16 protein-coding genes are annotated in these 15,535 nt (G+C 56.0%); 9 read left to right on the top strand and 7 right to left on the bottom strand.

What is annotated here, in order from left to right:
* Positions 1-76: 76 nt before the first annotated feature.
* The 3 genes from JHD74_RS05915 to JHD74_RS05905 all read right to left on the bottom strand — a co-directional run bounded on the left by JHD74_RS05915 (position 77) and on the right by JHD74_RS05905 (position 3,225).
* The gene (locus JHD74_RS05915; protein WP_199062029.1) at positions 77-1,948 is read right to left on the bottom strand and encodes an amidohydrolase; all 1,872 of its coding nucleotides are present in this window, start codon (positions 1,946-1,948) and stop codon (positions 77-79) included.
* An 11-nt stretch (positions 1,949-1,959) separates the two neighbouring features.
* Positions 1,960-2,505 (bottom strand): antibiotic biosynthesis monooxygenase, encoded by a 546-nt coding sequence (locus tag JHD74_RS05910; protein ID WP_024527469.1) that lies wholly within the window; start codon positions 2,503-2,505, stop codon positions 1,960-1,962.
* A 75-nt stretch (positions 2,506-2,580) separates the two neighbouring features.
* Entirely contained in the window at positions 2,581-3,225 is a 645-nt protein-coding gene (locus tag JHD74_RS05905) for a hydrolase (protein ID WP_074028019.1), read from the bottom strand.
* A 139-nt stretch (positions 3,226-3,364) separates the two neighbouring features.
* On the opposite strand from JHD74_RS05905, the gene JHD74_RS05900 reads away from it, so the two are divergent.
* The 7 genes from JHD74_RS05900 to JHD74_RS05870 all read left to right on the top strand — a co-directional run bounded on the left by JHD74_RS05900 (position 3,365) and on the right by JHD74_RS05870 (position 10,550).
* Complete coding sequence (locus tag JHD74_RS05900) at positions 3,365-4,258, top strand: LysR substrate-binding domain-containing protein (RefSeq protein WP_024527471.1); 894 nt, start codon at positions 3,365-3,367, stop codon at positions 4,256-4,258.
* Positions 4,259-4,419: 161 nt separating this feature from the next.
* Complete coding sequence (locus tag JHD74_RS05895) at positions 4,420-5,451, top strand: fatty acid desaturase (RefSeq protein WP_199062027.1); 1,032 nt, start codon at positions 4,420-4,422, stop codon at positions 5,449-5,451.
* A 29-nt stretch (positions 5,452-5,480) separates the two neighbouring features.
* The gene (locus tag JHD74_RS05890; protein WP_074028022.1) at positions 5,481-6,410 is read left to right on the top strand and encodes an ABC transporter substrate-binding protein; all 930 of its coding nucleotides are present in this window, start codon (positions 5,481-5,483) and stop codon (positions 6,408-6,410) included.
* 498 nt (positions 6,411-6,908) lie between these two features.
* Positions 6,909-8,063, top strand: coding sequence for an ABC transporter permease (locus tag JHD74_RS05885; RefSeq protein WP_199062076.1), 1,155 nt, complete (start codon positions 6,909-6,911; stop codon positions 8,061-8,063).
* Positions 8,060-8,995: an ABC transporter ATP-binding protein gene (locus tag JHD74_RS05880; RefSeq protein WP_074028024.1), complete on the top strand. Its 936-nt coding sequence runs from the start codon at positions 8,060-8,062 to the stop codon at positions 8,993-8,995. The genes JHD74_RS05885 and JHD74_RS05880 overlap by 4 nt, the downstream gene beginning before the upstream one ends.
* On the top strand, positions 8,992-9,762 hold the full coding sequence (locus JHD74_RS05875; RefSeq protein WP_024527475.1) for an ABC transporter permease: 771 nt from the start codon (positions 8,992-8,994) through the stop codon (positions 9,760-9,762). Before JHD74_RS05880 ends, JHD74_RS05875 begins: the two co-directional genes overlap by 4 nt.
* Before the next feature lie 5 nt (positions 9,763-9,767).
* On the top strand, positions 9,768-10,550 hold the full coding sequence (locus JHD74_RS05870) for a phosphate/phosphite/phosphonate ABC transporter substrate-binding protein (RefSeq protein WP_074028025.1): 783 nt from the start codon (positions 9,768-9,770) through the stop codon (positions 10,548-10,550).
* A gap of 6 nt (positions 10,551-10,556) precedes the next feature.
* Here the strand turns inward: JHD74_RS05870 and JHD74_RS05865 are convergent, their stop codons facing one another.
* Positions 10,557-10,733 (bottom strand): hypothetical protein, encoded by a 177-nt coding sequence (locus JHD74_RS05865; protein WP_178380874.1) that lies wholly within the window; start codon positions 10,731-10,733, stop codon positions 10,557-10,559.
* Between the two features lie 232 nt (positions 10,734-10,965).
* On the opposite strand from JHD74_RS05865, the gene JHD74_RS05860 reads away from it, so the two are divergent.
* The gene (locus JHD74_RS05860) at positions 10,966-11,901 is read left to right on the top strand and encodes an Rpn family recombination-promoting nuclease/putative transposase (protein ID WP_037434423.1); all 936 of its coding nucleotides are present in this window, start codon (positions 10,966-10,968) and stop codon (positions 11,899-11,901) included.
* Between the two features lie 99 nt (positions 11,902-12,000).
* Here JHD74_RS05860 and yedA read toward each other — a convergent pair whose 3' ends face one another.
* On the bottom strand, positions 12,001-12,915 hold the full coding sequence (gene yedA / locus JHD74_RS05855; protein WP_024527478.1) for a drug/metabolite exporter YedA: 915 nt from the start codon (positions 12,913-12,915) through the stop codon (positions 12,001-12,003).
* Positions 12,916-13,055: 140 nt separating this feature from the next.
* Positions 13,056-13,709, bottom strand: coding sequence for a metalloregulator ArsR/SmtB family transcription factor (locus tag JHD74_RS05850; protein WP_024527479.1), 654 nt, complete (start codon positions 13,707-13,709; stop codon positions 13,056-13,058).
* A gap of 103 nt (positions 13,710-13,812) precedes the next feature.
* On the opposite strand from JHD74_RS05850, the gene JHD74_RS05845 reads away from it, so the two are divergent.
* The gene (locus JHD74_RS05845; protein WP_199062025.1) at positions 13,813-15,258 is read left to right on the top strand and encodes an MFS transporter; all 1,446 of its coding nucleotides are present in this window, start codon (positions 13,813-13,815) and stop codon (positions 15,256-15,258) included.
* Positions 15,259-15,286: 28 nt separating this feature from the next.
* Here the strand turns inward: JHD74_RS05845 and JHD74_RS05840 are convergent, their stop codons facing one another.
* Complete coding sequence (locus tag JHD74_RS05840; protein ID WP_152529893.1) at positions 15,287-15,505, bottom strand: hypothetical protein; 219 nt, start codon at positions 15,503-15,505, stop codon at positions 15,287-15,289.
* Between the last annotated feature and the right edge of the window lie 30 nt (positions 15,506-15,535).

The following is a 15,535-nucleotide window of genomic DNA, read 5'->3' as shown; positions in this document are numbered from 1 at the left end:
TGGAGGCGGCTAACGGTGCTATCCCGTAGGGCCTTGCATGCTGCGCCCATTTGCAGCATGCAAGGCCCTTGTACGCTTAAAACGCAAAGCAAGAACAGCCGAATGCGCCCCAGAAGGCATTCTCGTTAGCGATGGGAATGCTGGAACGGCGGGCAATATCATGCTGGTGAGCATGAACGCCACAAGGACCGCAACACTGGTGTGCCTGGCTTAATGCACCTACCTTGCTGGTGGTTGCGGGCGGTGCTGAGCGATAATGCCCCGGTACATTGACCACCGGTGACCATTCAGGCAGTACCGGTAACGGCGGCGGAGAGAACGGCGAGAAACTGCCCGCAGCATAGACAACTTTGCCATCCACCACGGTCATGACCGACTCAATTCCCTTGATCTGCTCTTCCGGTACGCTGAAGTAATCCTGTGACAGCACGGCCATATCCGCCAACTGTCCCACCTTGATCTGGCCCTTTTTCCCTTGTTCGGTAGAGAACCAGGCACTGCCCTGTGTCCAAAGCATTAATGCCGTTTCACGATCCAAACGAGCCTGATCGTCATACATTGCCATACCGCCGACCGTACGGCCAGAAACCAGCCAGTACAGCGCTGTCCAAGGGTTGTAACTGGCGACGCGGGTGGCGTCGGTGCCTAGTCCAACCGGCAGTTCTGCCGCCAACATTTCGGCGACCGGTGGAGTCTGCCTGGTAGCTTCGATGCCATAGCGTTCGGCAAAGTATTCCCCTTGAAACGCCATGCGGTGCTGTACGGCAATGCCGCCACCGAGGGCTTTCACTCGCTCGATATTACGCTCAGAAATGGTTTCCGCATGGTCAAAAATCCAGTGCAGACCAGCAAAGGGGATTTCGCGGTTGACCTTCTCAAACACGTTCAGCATCCGGCTGATAGATTCATCGTAAGTGGCATGCAGACGGAACGGCCAGCGGTGTTCCACCAGATGGCGTACCACGCGTTCCAGCTCATCCTCGGTGCCTTCAGGCAAATCCGGGCGAGGTTGCAGGAAGTCCTCGAAGTCGGCCGCCGAGAACACCAGCATTTCACCCGCGCCGTTATGGCGGTAAAAGTCCGTTCCCTGGCCGGGTTTGAGCATATCCGTCCACAGCTGGAAGTCTTCCAACTCCTGCTTTGGCCGTTGGGTAAACAGGTTGTAGGCGATACGCAGGGTCAGCTGTTGTTTTTCGTGCAGTTCCGCGATGACCTGATAGTCCTCGGGATAGTTCTGGAAACCGCCGCCTGCGTCAATCGCGCTGGTCAGGCCCAGGCGGTTGAGTTCGCGCATAAACTGGCGGGTGGAGTTCACCTGCTGTTCCAGCGGCAGCTTTGGCCCTTTGGCTAAGGTGGCGTAGAGGATCATGGCATTGGGCTTGGCGATCAACATTCCGGTTGGGTTGCCGTTGCCGTCGCGTTGGATTTCGCCCCCTGGCGGGTTTGGTGTGTCCTTGGTGTAGCCCACCACTTTCAGCGCAGCGCGGTTAAGCAGGGCGCGATCGTACAGATGCAAAATAAATACCGGCGTGTCTGGGGCGGCAGCGTTGATTTCATCCAACGTAGGCATACGGCGCTCGGCGAACTGGAACTCGGTCCAACCACCGACCACTCTGACCCACTGTGGGCTGGGAGTACGCAGTGCCTGTTCCTTGAGCATACGTAAGGCGTCGGCCAGCGAAGGCACGCCTTCCCAGCGTAGTTCCAGGTTGTAATTCAAACCACCCCGGATCAGGTGCAGGTGTGAATCATTCAGGCCTGGTACCGCCGTATGGCCGTGCAGGTCGATGATCTGGGTTTCCGGCCCGGCGTGTTGCATGACGTCGCTCTCACTACCGACGGCCATAAACTTACCGTCCTTGATCGCCACGGCCTGAGCGGTGGGATTTTCGCGATCGACGGTATGGAATTTACCGTTGCTGATGATCAATGAAGCGGTGTGACTCATAACGTTTTCCTTTAATGGCGGGTGAGCCATTGATGAAACAGACGGGTAACCAACGGCATCCACAGGAATACCACCAGGGCGACAACGCTGGCATCATTGAGTAAATGCCCAGCCAGTGTGCCGCTCAGTTCCGGCAGCAGCTTGCCCCAAAACCAAGGCACCAGATTGGTCGAAGGGAAAATCACCAGCAGGGTGATTAAAAACTGTTTCCACTTGGCCGGTGGCCGCACGTTGGCGCTGGCAGGTGTGAACCAAAACTCGGCTCCGGGGCGGATCTCAATATGATCGCTCCCCTGCAGCAGTGGTGTGACTTCTTCGATATATTTCAGTCGCTGAGGCGAGTGGATCCAGCGGTATAAATTGTCGAGATTATCGAAGCGTACCAGCACCGTATAAGCCAGCTGATCACCGGAGGGGCGAATGACGTTAACGCCTAGATGGCCGTCAAACTGGGCGGCGTCGGGCATGATGCGTTTTAACCAGGCTTCATAGGCTGGTTCCTGGCCGGGAGCCAGATGGTGAGTGATCACCAGCGTAACGTGTTGCTGATGGGACATGGATCCAGCTCCTGAAAAATCCCGGCGCGCGGCCGGGAGGGGAATGCGGTCAGTCAAGGTGAGCCCTGCGCGGTTTTACTTGCCGCTGCGAGCCGGGGCGTGATGCACCAGAGTGTAAGCATAGTCAACGCCCATCCCGTAGGCACCGCTGTGTTCACGTACCAGATCCATCACCGCATCGTAGGTTTCTTTGCGTGCCCAATCGCGTTGGTACTCGAGCAGCACCTGTTGCCAGGTCACCGGAATGGCTCCAGCCTGCACCATGCGATCGATAGCGCGCTCATGGGCATCCACCGAGGTGCCGCCAGAGGTGTCTGTGACCACGTAAACCTCATACCCGGCTTCCAGTGCCATCAATGCCGGAAAGGTCAGGCAGACCTCGGTCCACAGGGCGGAGATCACCAGTTTTTTACGGCCAGTGGCCTCCACGGCTTTAACGAATGCCGCATCTTCCCAGGAATTCATCGAGGTACGTTCAATCGGGGTGAGTTCTGGATGCACTGCCAGCAGTTCCGGCCAGATATAGCCGCTGAAACTTTCACTTTCGACCGAGGTAAAAATAGTGGGAACATTAAAAATTTTGCCGGCTTTGGCCAGCGCTACCACGTTGTTTTTCAGCTGTTGGCGATCGATATTGGCCACGCCAAAAGCCATTTGCGGTTGATGATCGATAAAGATGAGTGCGGAATTTTTTGGATCAAGCAGTTGAAACTTCGACATAATGTACCTTCCAATTGTATTACCGTGAATAAGACGTATGCGCTGTATCAATGGAATGAATGGTAGGTAGGTGCCGTTTTCAAAGATAGCGTAGAATTTTTACCTTCTTGTTAAGTTTTTTTATCAATGGGAGAAAGGGGTGAGACTAAACCTGGAAGCGCTATTGATCCTGGACGCACTGGATCGCCATGGATCATTTGCCGCAGCGGCCGCCGCGCTGTTTAAAACGCCTTCTGCCCTGAGCTACATGGTGCAGAAACTGGAGAGCGATCTGGCGATCACGCTGCTCGATCGCTCCGGCCACCGGGCAAAATTCACCGCTACCGGCAAGCTGATGCTGGAAAAGGGACGGATATTGCTGCGTGCAGCGCAAGATCTGGAGCAGCAGGCGCGCTATGTAGAAAGTGGCTGGGAGAGCGATCTCACTCTGGCAGTGGATGCATCGTTCCCTTTTGCCCGGCTGTTACCGCTGATTGATGAGTTTTACCGTAATCACCACCACACCCGGCTGCGTTTCAGCCATGAAGTGCTGGCTGGCTCCTGGGAGGCGCTGATACACGGCTGTGCCGATATTATTATCGGTGCGATTTGTGAGCCCCCTTCGCGCGCTGGCTATGCTTTTAGCCCGCTAGGGCAGTTGGAGTATGTGTTTGCCGTCGCCCCGCACCATCCGTTGGCAGATCAGCCGGAACCGTTGCAGAAAAGCACCATCCGCCAGCATCGCGCAGTGGTGGTTCATGACTCATCGCGGGTGAGTTCACCGCAAAGTCTGCACGTGCTGGATGAGCAGGATCAACTGACGGTATTCAGTTTTGAGGCCAAATTGCAGGCGCAGCTGGCCGGGTTGGGCTGCGGCTATCTGCCTCATTATCTGGCAGAACCTTATCTGAAAACCGGCCAGTTGGTAGCGAAAAGCGTGGAAGCAGAGCGTGATAGCGACACTGCCTACTTCGGTTGGCGAGAAAGTGCTACCGGCTTGGCCAGCCTCTGGTGGCGCGAGCGATTGCAAGCTTATGCCGTGATGGGGGAATGACTCTGTAAGGTTAGCAGAGCAGGCTAACACGTGGTCTGCTCTCGCCTTCCAGGGGCGAAACGTCATGATGCTGGTTTTTAACTTTGCTATACCACTTTTGTTATTTTGAGCGCCGATCCGCTTCGCTGATACTGAGAAAAATAGCCTCAGCGAGCCGGAAAATGCCCTCAGCCAAACCCCATAGCCACTATCTGCATGACGAACAACGTGCCTGGATCCAACAGCTTAACCGGCAATGGGTCTGGCGGCTGGAGCTGCCGACCTGGGGCATTATGCTGCTGGTTTACGGCAGTTGGTTCGGTGTGGTGCATTACTGGCAGCAGCTTGGCCCCTGGCTGGGCGCACCGCTGCTGACGCTGGCGACTACCTGGTATCTCTCGTTGCAGCATGAGCTGATCCACGGCCATCCTACCCGCTGGCCACGGCTCAACCAACTGTTCGGCCTGCTTCCCCTGGCGGTGTGGTATCCCTACGGGCTGTACCGCGACAGCCATATTCAGCATCACCGTGACGATCATCTGACCCAACCTGCCGAAGATCCGGAAAGTTACTATTTCAGCCGGGCGCAGTGGCAACGGTTTCCTGTTTTGCTGCCTCTGTTGGCCAAGGTGCGCAACACCTTGATTGGGCGAGTCACGCTTGGCCCTGCATGGGATATTGCCGCCACGCTGGCGAATGCCCTGAAAGCCATATTGGCAGGGGAATTGCGTACCTTGGTGATGTGGCTGGTACACGGCATTCTGTTGATGGCTCTGCTCGCCTGGCTGCAAACACAGGGCATTTCTGCCGCCTTTTATCTGCTGGCGGTGAGCTACCCGGCGCTGGGGTTGACCAAAATCCGCTCATTTTATGAGCATCGTGCGGTGGACGCTCCGCAGGCACGTTCTATTATTAATGAGGCCTCTTGGCCGTGGCGGCTGCTGTTTCTCAATTTGAACTATCATTTAGTGCATCATGATTTACCCGGTTTGCCTTGGTATGGCCTGCGAAAAGTCTATCTGGCAGAGCAACAAGCCTACCGGCAACGCAGCCAGGGATTTGTGGTGCAGGGCTATGGCAACTGGTTTGTCGACCATGCCGTAACGCCAATTGCTGTTGAAGTACACCCGTTTGAACAGGAGAGTGTCGGGAAACAGCATGTGATACGCTGGACCCATACCGCGCAGGATTTTCCAATCGATCTGGCGAAATAGCCGGAAGGCATCATCAAAGAGGATAAAGCATGGCTATTACCCCATTACGCGCACGTTTTTTGGCATTGGCTTTGACCGTTCTGGCGGGAGCCAGCGGTGTTGCACAGGCGGCCGATACGGTACGCGTGGGTTCTAAAATTGATACCGAAGGTTCGTTGCTTGGCAACATCATTGTGCAGGTGCTGGAAGCCAACGGCATCAAAACCACCAACAAACTGCAGCTAGGCACCACCAAGGTACTGCGTGGTGCGATCACCTCCGGCGAGATTGATATCTACCCGGAATACACCGGTAACGGTGCCTTCTTCTTCTCCGATGAAAAAGATCCGGCGTGGAAAAACGCTCAGGCCGGGTTCGAGAAGGTGAAAAAGCTCGACTATGACCAGAACAAAATCGTCTGGCTGGATGCCGCTCCGGCAAACAACACCTGGACGATCGCCGTTCGCCAGGACGTGGCGCAGGCCAACCATCTGAAAACCCTGGCAGACCTGGCCAAGTGGATCAACGACGGCGGTAAGTTCAAACTGGCGGCATCGGCGGAGTTTATCGAACGCCCGGACGCGCTACCGGCCTTCCAGAATGCTTATGGCTTCAAGCTTAATCAGGATCAGTTGCTGTCACTGGCTGGCGGCGATACGGCGGTGACCATCAAGGCAGCGGCGGAACAAACCTCTGGGGTGAATGCGGCGATGGCGTATGGAACCGATGGCCCGGTAGCTGCGCTGGGGCTGCAAACGTTGGAAGACCCACAGGGCGTACAGCCGATCTATGCCCCGGCTCCGATTATTCGTGAAGCAACGCTGCAGCAGCACGCCAATATCGCCGAACTGCTCAAGCCGGTATTCGCTACGCTCGACGGCCCAACCTTGCAGCAGCTGAATGCGCAGATTGCCGTAGAAGGCCAGGATGCCAAACAGGTTGCGATCAATTATCTGAAACAGAAAGGGTTGATTAAGTAACCTTGATTCGACGACTGAATCTGATATTGCCCCTCACCCCAACCCTCTCCCACAGGGAGAGGGAGCGGATACGGAGCAGCCATTAAGGGCAGGATTCAATCTGTGGCATGAGTAATCCTCTCTTCCTTTGGGAACTGATACGGAGCAGGATTCAATCTTTAGAACGTTTAATCCCCTCCCCGCAGGAGATGGAACGGATGCGGCATTGAGGTTATGTGCAGGAGCCAACTTGTGGCACGTTCAGTCCCCTCTTCCACAGGGAGAGGGAGCTGGTACGGAGCAGCCATTAAGGGCAGGATTCAATCTTTAGAACGTTTAATCCCCTCCCCGCAGGAGATGGAACGGATGCGGCATTGAGGTTAGGTGCAGGAGCCCATTTGTGGCACGTTCGGTCCCCTCTCCCTGTGGGAGAGGGTTAGGGTGAGGGGACGTCAGCTTACGCGTAGCTATGCATTCTGCGCTTAACTGGCTGATTAGACCCTGGGAGTGATTTTGATTATTGTCTTGAAAAACCGCGTATTACTGACCTTGTTTATTTTGCTGCTGCTTGCGGCCTTTGGCCTGCCGTTCCTCAGCTATGCCCCTAATCGCCTGCTGTCTGGCAAGAGTATCTCTCTGATTTCACTGTTACATGGCCCAGCGTTGTGGCTGCTATTGCCATTACTGGCGTTGGCCGTGCTCAGCCTGTTGACCCCCACGCGCAATCGGGCGCGGCTGACCGCCTGCGTTGCCGCTGTTCTATTGGCGATGACCTTTTGGTTAAGCGGCTATACCGCGCAGCAACTGGCATTGCAGGGCTCGCCGTTGGCACGCACTTCCTGGAGCAGCGGCTGTGCGCTAATGGCAGCATTGAGCGGCCTGATCGCTGCAGATGCCATGGCGCGGATCACCCCCTCGCACCTGTGGCGCATTCTGGGTAACGTCTTGGTGCTGCTACCTGCCGTGCTGCTGTTGTTTACCCATCAGCTGGACCAGCTTTCCCTGCTGAAGGAGTACCACAACCGGCAAGAGGTATTTGACGCTGCGTTACTACAGCACTTGACCCTCTTGCTGGCTACCATGATACCGGCTCTGCTGATTGGCGTGCCGTTGGGCGTGCTGTGTTTTCGTTCAACCCGCTGGCAGGCCCCGATCTTCTCTACGCTGAATATCATCCAGACCATCCCTTCCATTGCGCTGTTTGGTCTGTTGATTGCCCCGTTGGCCGGGCTGGCGGCGGCGCTACCTTGGCTGGCGAACTTGGGCATCAGCGGTATCGGCATGGCCCCGGCGATTGTGGCATTGGTGCTCTATGCTCTGTTGCCATTGGTGCGCAGCGTGGTCGCCGGTTTGCAAAGCGTGCCTGCCAGCGTGATTGAGTCCGCCAGCGGCATGGGAATGACGCGCGGGCAGATATTCCTTGGCGTACAGCTGCCACTGGCATTGCCACTGTTCCTGACCGGCGTGCGGATCCTGGCGGTGCAAACCGTGGGAATGGCGGTGGTGGCCGCGCTGATCGGTGCCGGGGGTTTTGGCGCAATCGTGTTTCAAGGATTACTCAGCAGCGCGCTGGATCTGGTGTTGCTCGGAGTGATCCCGGTGATCGCCATGGCAGTGATTGTCGATTCGCTGTTTAAATTCATAATTTCAATGTTGGAAGTGACTGCCAGATGATTAACTTTGACCGGGTAAGCAAGATTTTTCAGGGGAAACCGGCAGTGGACGATCTCTCGTTGAGCATGGCGGAAGGGGAGTTTACCGTGCTGATCGGCACTTCCGGTTCTGGTAAGTCCACCACGTTGAAGATGATCAACCGCCTGATCGAGCATGATAAAGGCAAGATCAGGTTTGCCGGTGAGGAGATCCATAAGTTCAAGCCGCAGGATTTGCGCCGCCGAATGGGCTACGCCATCCAGTCGATCGGCCTGTTTCCCCATTGGACGGTAGAAGAGAATATCGCCACGGTGCCGCAGTTGCTGAAGTGGCCACGGGCACGGATCCGCGATCGGGTGACTGAGTTGATGGAGCTGCTGCAACTGGAGCCGGAACAGTTCCGCCGCCGCTATCCGCATCAGCTTTCCGGTGGACAGCAACAGCGGGTTGGGGTGGCACGGGCGCTGGCCGCCGATCCTGAGGTGTTGCTGATGGACGAACCCTTTGGTGCGCTCGATCCGGTGACCCGGGCCTCGTTGCAGGCTGAGATTGCCCGCATTCATCAACTTTCTGGCCGCACCATCGTTCTGGTGACACACGATATCGATGAGGCGCTGGGGCTGGCCGATCGGATCGTGCTGCTCGATCAGGGGCGAGTGGTGCAGCAGGGTACTCCGCTGGAGCTGTTGACCAACCCGGTGAATGATTTTGTGCGTGACTTCTTTGGCCGCAGCGATCGGGGGATCAAACTGTTGGCGTTGGGCACGGTAGCCGAAAGGGTGCGGCCAGGCGAGGCGGAAGGGGAACCCATTCAGGCCATGATGAGTCTGCGTGAGGCGCTGTCGGTGTTTGTTGCCCGAGGCAGCGAACGTTTGCCGGTGGTTGACGAACAGGGGCAAGCGCTTGGCGTTTTGCATTTCAGCGATTTGATTACACACAAGGCGCTATCATGAATATCACGCGCTGGTGGCGCGATCCGCTGCCGTGGACATTTACTCTGCTAGTGGCGTTGGTCTTCGGCATGAACCATCTGCACGGCCTGTTTGCTGCTTGGTTCCCACAGTTGGATAGGCCGGTGTATCAGCAGGACAGCTTCTTCTCGCTGGTTGTTGCGCATTTATCGCTAGTAGCCGTATCGAGCCTGATTGCGGTAATGATTGGCGTAACCGCTGGCATTGCGGTGACGCGCGGTGCCGGGCGGGAGTTTCGCTCATTGGTGGAGACCGTGGTTGCCGTTGGGCAGACTTTTCCACCGGTCGCGGTATTGGCGGTGGCGGTACCGGTAATGGGCTTTAGTGAGCAGCCAGCGATTATTGCGCTGGTGCTGTATGGGTTATTACCGATCCTGCAAGGCACCTTGACCGGGATAGAGTCGGTTCCGGCGGGGACACGTGAAGTAGCTCAAGGGGTTGGGATGAACCGCTGGCAAGTTTTGTGGCGCGTTGAGTTGCCGCTGGCGGCCCCGGTGATCGTCGCGGGGATCCGTACTTCGGTGATTATCAATATCGGCACGGCGGCGATAGCCTCGACGGTGGGCACCAAAACGCTGGGAACGCCGATCATTATTGGCCTGAGCGGCTTCAATACTGCGTATGTGATCCAGGGAGCGGTGGTAGTGGCGTTGTTGGCGATCATTACCGACATGCTGTTCGAACGCTGGGTAAGCTACCTCACCGCCTGGCGTCAGCAACGGCTGACTGTCTCATCTTCTGCGGGGTAACTTCCATGGCGATAGTCTCTTTACCGATGTACGGCGTTAGCCACCAACAGGTGGAACCGTTCTGGCAGGCGCTACGCGATAAGCTGCGGCAACTGGGTATGGCGGAGGTTCCCCAGACGCTGAGTTGGCCGCAGGATTTGCCGCAACACTGGCAGCGGCCGGATCTGCTACTAAGCCAAACCTGCGGTTATCCATTGGTGACAGTGCTACCACAGGTACAGCTGGTGGGCACTTACCATTACCGCGTGGAAGGTTGCAGCGGAGCGAACTACAGCAGTTGGCTGGTAGTGCGTGAGGATGAATCGGCTGAGCGTCTGGAAGATTTTCGCGATCGCGTGGTGGCGTATAACAGCCGGGATTCACAGTCGGGGTATAACAGCCTGCGAGCCTTGATTGCCCCGTTGGCGCGAGAAGGACGTTTTTTCCGCCAGGCGATCGCCTCTGGCAGCCACTATCAATCACTGGAGATGATCCTGGAGGGGCAGGCGGATATTGCGGCCATTGACTGTATCAGTTTTGCCCTATTGAAACGGGCACGGCCACAAGCCGTTGCTGGGCTGAAGATTATTGGCCGTACCGCAGCGGTACCGGGCTTGCCGTTGATCACGGCGGCCGGAACCCCAGACTCACAATTGGCAATCCTGCGCACTGCGGCCAGTGCCATGGTCAACCATACGGCCAGTGAAAGCCTGCTGATCGGCGATTTTAGTCTGGTGCCGCGTGCCGCTTATCAGCGAGTGGCCGAGCTTGAAAGGCTGGCGGCCAACGCTGGCGTTACGGCGTTATAAAGCAGGTTATTTCGCTTGGATAGTGGCCGTTGGGGCGCTATCGGCTGCGGCATCGATGGTGGTTGTGGTCTCTTCCTGTGGCGTGGTGGAACGGGTGTACATATTCAGCCCGGCCAGAAAGACGCCGCTCAGAGAGCCGAAGGCGCATAAGGCGATGACGATGAGGAACGCTTTTTTCCGCATAATGATGATTTCGCAGGTTGTCCAGAACAGCGGGAATTATAGCCCCTTCACCGGGTGAAACAACACTCGTTTAATTGGGGGTATGCGGGCTGCACCGATCCTCTCGTCTTTTTGGGCGGGATCGGGTTCGCAACTGATGTTCAAAGGTTTTGCGAGGCGGATTCAGAACCCATTCGTTCATAATGTGCGCCGATGACAGCCTATGGTAGGTTTTTTTATGTTAAGTCCAAGGATGACCGACATGAAAAAAGCCACCTCCACCCCGCATGATGCGGTATTTAAGCAGTTCCTCACCCATCCAGACACGGCCCGTGATTTCCTGGAATTACATGTGCCGCCTGCCTTACTGCAGTATTGCGATCTGAACACGCTAAAGCTGGAACCCGGTAGTTTTATCGAGAGCGACCTGCGTGCCCATTACTCTGACGTACTTTACTCGTTGCGAACCGAGAGAGGGGATGGTTATGTGTACGTTTTGATCGAACATCAAAGCTCGCCCGACAAACATATGGCATTTCGTTTAATACGCTATGCCATTGCGGCAATGCAACGCCACCTTGAGGCAGGACACGACCAGCTTCCTCTGGTTATTCCTGTGCTCTTTTATCACGGCCAGGTGGCGCCTTATCCCTACTCAATGAGTTGGTTAGAGGAATTCAGTGAGCCTGAACTAGCCAGGCAGCTCTATGCGGGGCATTTTCCGTTGGTTGACGTTACCGTCATTCCGGACGATGAAATCATGCAGCACCGCCGCATGGCCATTCTTGAGTTGTTGCAAAAGCATGTACGCCAGCGTGACCTGGTTGAGCTGTTAGAACAACTGGTCACATTGTTGTTGGCCGGATACACTACCAAAGAGCAACTCATATCATTGGTGAACTATATGCTGTTGGTGGGGAAGGCAACCGAACCGGAGACGTTGCTCCGTGAGTTGGCCAGACGCGCGCCGCGGCATGAGGAGGAATTGATGACTATTGCAGAATATCTTGAGCAAAAAGGTTTCGAGAAAGGGATAAAGCAAGGCATAAAGCAAGGCATGGAAAAAGGGCGGGAAACCGTGTTGGAAATAGCGAGTTCTATGCTGGCTGAAGGCTTTGAACGTGCCATGGTGATGAAGTTGACCGGTCTTTCGGAAAACGATTTGGCACAAATTCACCACTCACATTGACGGCCGGGCTGGTGACATAGTGACACCAGTTTTTTATTCCCCAGCAGACAGGCTAAGGGAAGAATGCCTGCTTCCCTTTCCTTGTGTGGTACAAATGCCTTACTTTACGGCGGGTTGCACCTTGGCCGGGCGGGCAAACAGATATTTACCCAGCGTCACCAACACCACCGCCGAGACGATAATCACCAACGCCAGCCACTCGCGCGGGCCCAGGGATTCGCCAGCAAAACCGACGCCGAGCAGTACCGCCACCACCGGATTGACGTAGGCATAGCTGGTCGCTACCGCCGGGCGTACGTTTTTCAGCAGGAACATATAGGCGCTGATCGCCAGCATCGAGCCGAAAACAATCAGATAACCGAGCGCCATAAAGCCGCTGAAGGTGGGCATTTTATCCAAATGCTCACCACTCAATTGGCTGGCGATGGTCAGCACCACGCCGGCCACCAGCATTTCTGCGGCACCGGCCATCGGCCCGGCAGGGAGCGAAATACGTGAGCCGAGTACCGAACCAAAGGCCCAACTGGCGGAGGCCAACAGGATCAATAGCGCGCCTGTCGGGTTACCTACCAGGTTATTGCCGGTATTAAGCAACACAATGCCCACCAGGCCAAGGGCGATGCCTGTCCATTCCAGTTTGGTATTGCGGATCCCCCAAAACATGCTGAAGCATAGGGTGAACAGCGGAACCGTAGCGACCATCACCGCGGCAATGCCGGAAGGCACATCCTGATGCTCGGCTACCGTGACCAGACCGTTACCCACGGCCAGCAACAGAATGCCAATGGTGCCAGCGGCGACCCACTGTTTCAAGGTGGGCAGGGCATGGCCCCGCAGCAACAGGAAAACGAACAGGATGATACCGGCAATCAGAAAACGAATGCCCGCCATCATCAAGGGAGGCCAGCTTGCCACCCCCACTCGGATGGCGAAGTAGGTCGATCCCCAGACAATATATAACGTAAACAGCGCCCCGATTAACGGCAGGAGATGACGATTTTGTTGGCTCAGCATGGGTTATTATTCGGTAGGGTGAAAAATCGTTAGGACACTCAGTAAACCTTAAGGCATGGCCGATAAGCAATGCTTTTTTGCCCGTTGAGTGGTGTCGTGGTACTGGGGGAGGCCGCCAGTACCTGGCCTAAATCAAGAGATTATGATTGGGAGATCTCGTAGGCGCAGCGGCGGGCACCGGTAAGAATATGTTCGCTGCGCTCAACCTTGGCTTGCAGCACCTCGGTAAATACGTTCAGCTCGGCGCGGCAAAATCCTTGGCAAACCGTCGCTGCGCTGCAAATGGGACAGTGATTTTCCACCAGCAGAAACTTGCCGTCTTTCCCTTCGCTCCACTCGGCCATATACCCTTCACGGCAACGGATGGCCGCCAGACGAGCGACGCGTTCACGCAGATCGGTTGCACCGATCATCGCCTTTTGGTAATTAATTCGGGTCTCCTGCTCTCGGCTGTCGATCAGCAGGTCCATCGCCTGCTCACCCAGTTTGTCACGTACCGTGCGCAACAGTTGGGCAGTTAATTCGGCATGGGCGTCGGGGAAATGGGCGTTACCTGCGGCGGTCAACTGCCAGAGCTGTACCGGGCGGCCAACGCCGCGTGTTTCAGCTTTGGCTTCTACCAGACCTTCTTTTGCCAGCTTGACGAATTGCTGACGAGCCGCTTCACCGGTGGTGCCGAGTACTTTTCCTGCTTCTGAGGCTTGCTGCGGACCGTGGGTTTTCAACAGCTTCAGCAAGCGGTCACTGACCGAATGTGCGGTGCATTCGCCATTTTCCAAGTTAATTCTTGACATATTACAGCGCCTCGCCCTTAATTATTCCAAGATATTGCTTGTTAAATTTAGCCTAATAGCAAGATCAACTCAATGCCATTCCTCTGAAAACAGGACGATAACCGTGATAACCGATGATAACAGCCGTTGGAGCGATCTCTTTTCCGGCAAAAATGCCGCCAGTGCCATCGCACTGTCGCTCGGCGTCGCTTTGCATGCGATCAATATTCTGGTAGCGACCACCATTTTGCCTTCGGTGGTGCAGGACATCGGTGGGTTGGATCTCTATGCCTGGAACACCACCCTGTTTGTGGTGGCCTCGATATTAGGCTCGGCGTTGTCGGCTCGTTTGCTGAGTGGCTACGGGGCTCGTAGCGCCTATCTGGTGGCGTCGCTGTTCTTCATCGTGGGCGCGATGCTGTGTGCGCTGGCCCCTTCCATGCCGGTGATGCTGATTGGTCGTACGGTACAGGGGTTTGGTGGTGGCCTGATCTTTGCACTGTCGTACGCGATGATTAACCTGGTGTTTGAACAGAAACTTTGGCCACGCGCCATGGCGTTGATCTCAGCAATGTGGGGGATTGCTACGTTGGTGGGGCCTGCCGTCGGCGGGATTTTTGGCGAGTTGAACGCCTGGCGCTGGGCGTTCGGTATTCTGTTGCCGATCATGGTGCTGTACGCCGCCTTTACGTTCCGTATCCTGCCCAAAGGTAAACCACAGCAGCGGCCAACGCCGTTACCGCTGATACAGTTGCTGCTGCTGGCTGGAGCAGTATTGGTGGTGTCGGCTGGCAGCCTGGCAGATAGCGGTTGGCTAAACGTGGGCGGCATCGTGCTGGCGTTGCTGTTGTTGATTGGGTTAATCCGGCGCGAGGGACATTCACGCGCCCGCCTGCTGCCACATCAGGCACTGCGTCGTGGTTCGGCGCTGGCTTCGCTGTACGCTACGGTAACCCTGTTGGTGATCGGCATGACCAGCGAGATCTTTGTGCCTTACTTCCTGCAAACTCTGCATGGTCAGTCACCGCTGATTTCCGGCTATATTGCGGCCACTATGGCGGCCGGTTGGACCCTGTCGGAAATCCTCAGCTCCGGTTGGCGTGGGGTAGGGATCCGTTTGGCGATCATCAGCGGGCCGATTTTGGTGCTGCTTGGTTTGCTGGGGTTGGCGGTACTGATGCCTATTCCCTCTAATGGCCACTGGCAGGCACTGGCGCCGATCGTGCTGGCTTTGACGTTGGTCGGTTTCGGGATCGGTTTTGGTTGGCCACACTTGCTGACGCGCATTTTGCAGGTGTCTCCTCAGGCCGATAAAGATATCGCCGGGGCTTCCATTACCACGGTGCAACTTTTCGCCACGGCGTTTGGCGCAGCGTTGGCGGGGATGGTCACCAACCTGGCCGGATTTACCACGCCGGGTGGCATCGAGGGCGCGGCCTCCGCTGCCCATTGGCTGTTCCTGCTGTTCGCCTTGGCCCCGCTATTGGCGATCTACAGTGCCTGGCGCAGTGCGGCCATTAGCCAGCCAGCCGAGGAGTCTGGCCATTCTCCGAGCACATCGACTTCCTGATAACGAAACGGTGGGCGAACTAAATAAATCAGCCGCCATCCATGGATGGCGGTTTTTTCAAGATGGCGCAAAGAAACTTATGTATAACGATGATCACGGCAATTGAAAAAAATACCGAGACGATAAGCTTGGATATTCCCGAGGGTGCAGAGTAGAGAGAGTTAGCGCCGATCCCGGCACCGGCCGTAAAAAATGAAGACAAAACCAAGCCGATGATGACTGAAAGCGTCCAATAGGGTTTTTTCATGTTTTCCTTGGCAACGGCTTCTGGCTTAAG

This window comes from Serratia sp. ASV30, from assembly GCF_016428815.1.
GTDB classification, from domain to species: Bacteria; Pseudomonadota; Gammaproteobacteria; order Enterobacterales; family Enterobacteriaceae; genus Chania; species Chania fonticola_C.
Note: the sequence above shows the minus strand (reverse complement) of the source record. Positions and strands in the feature narration are given on the sequence as shown.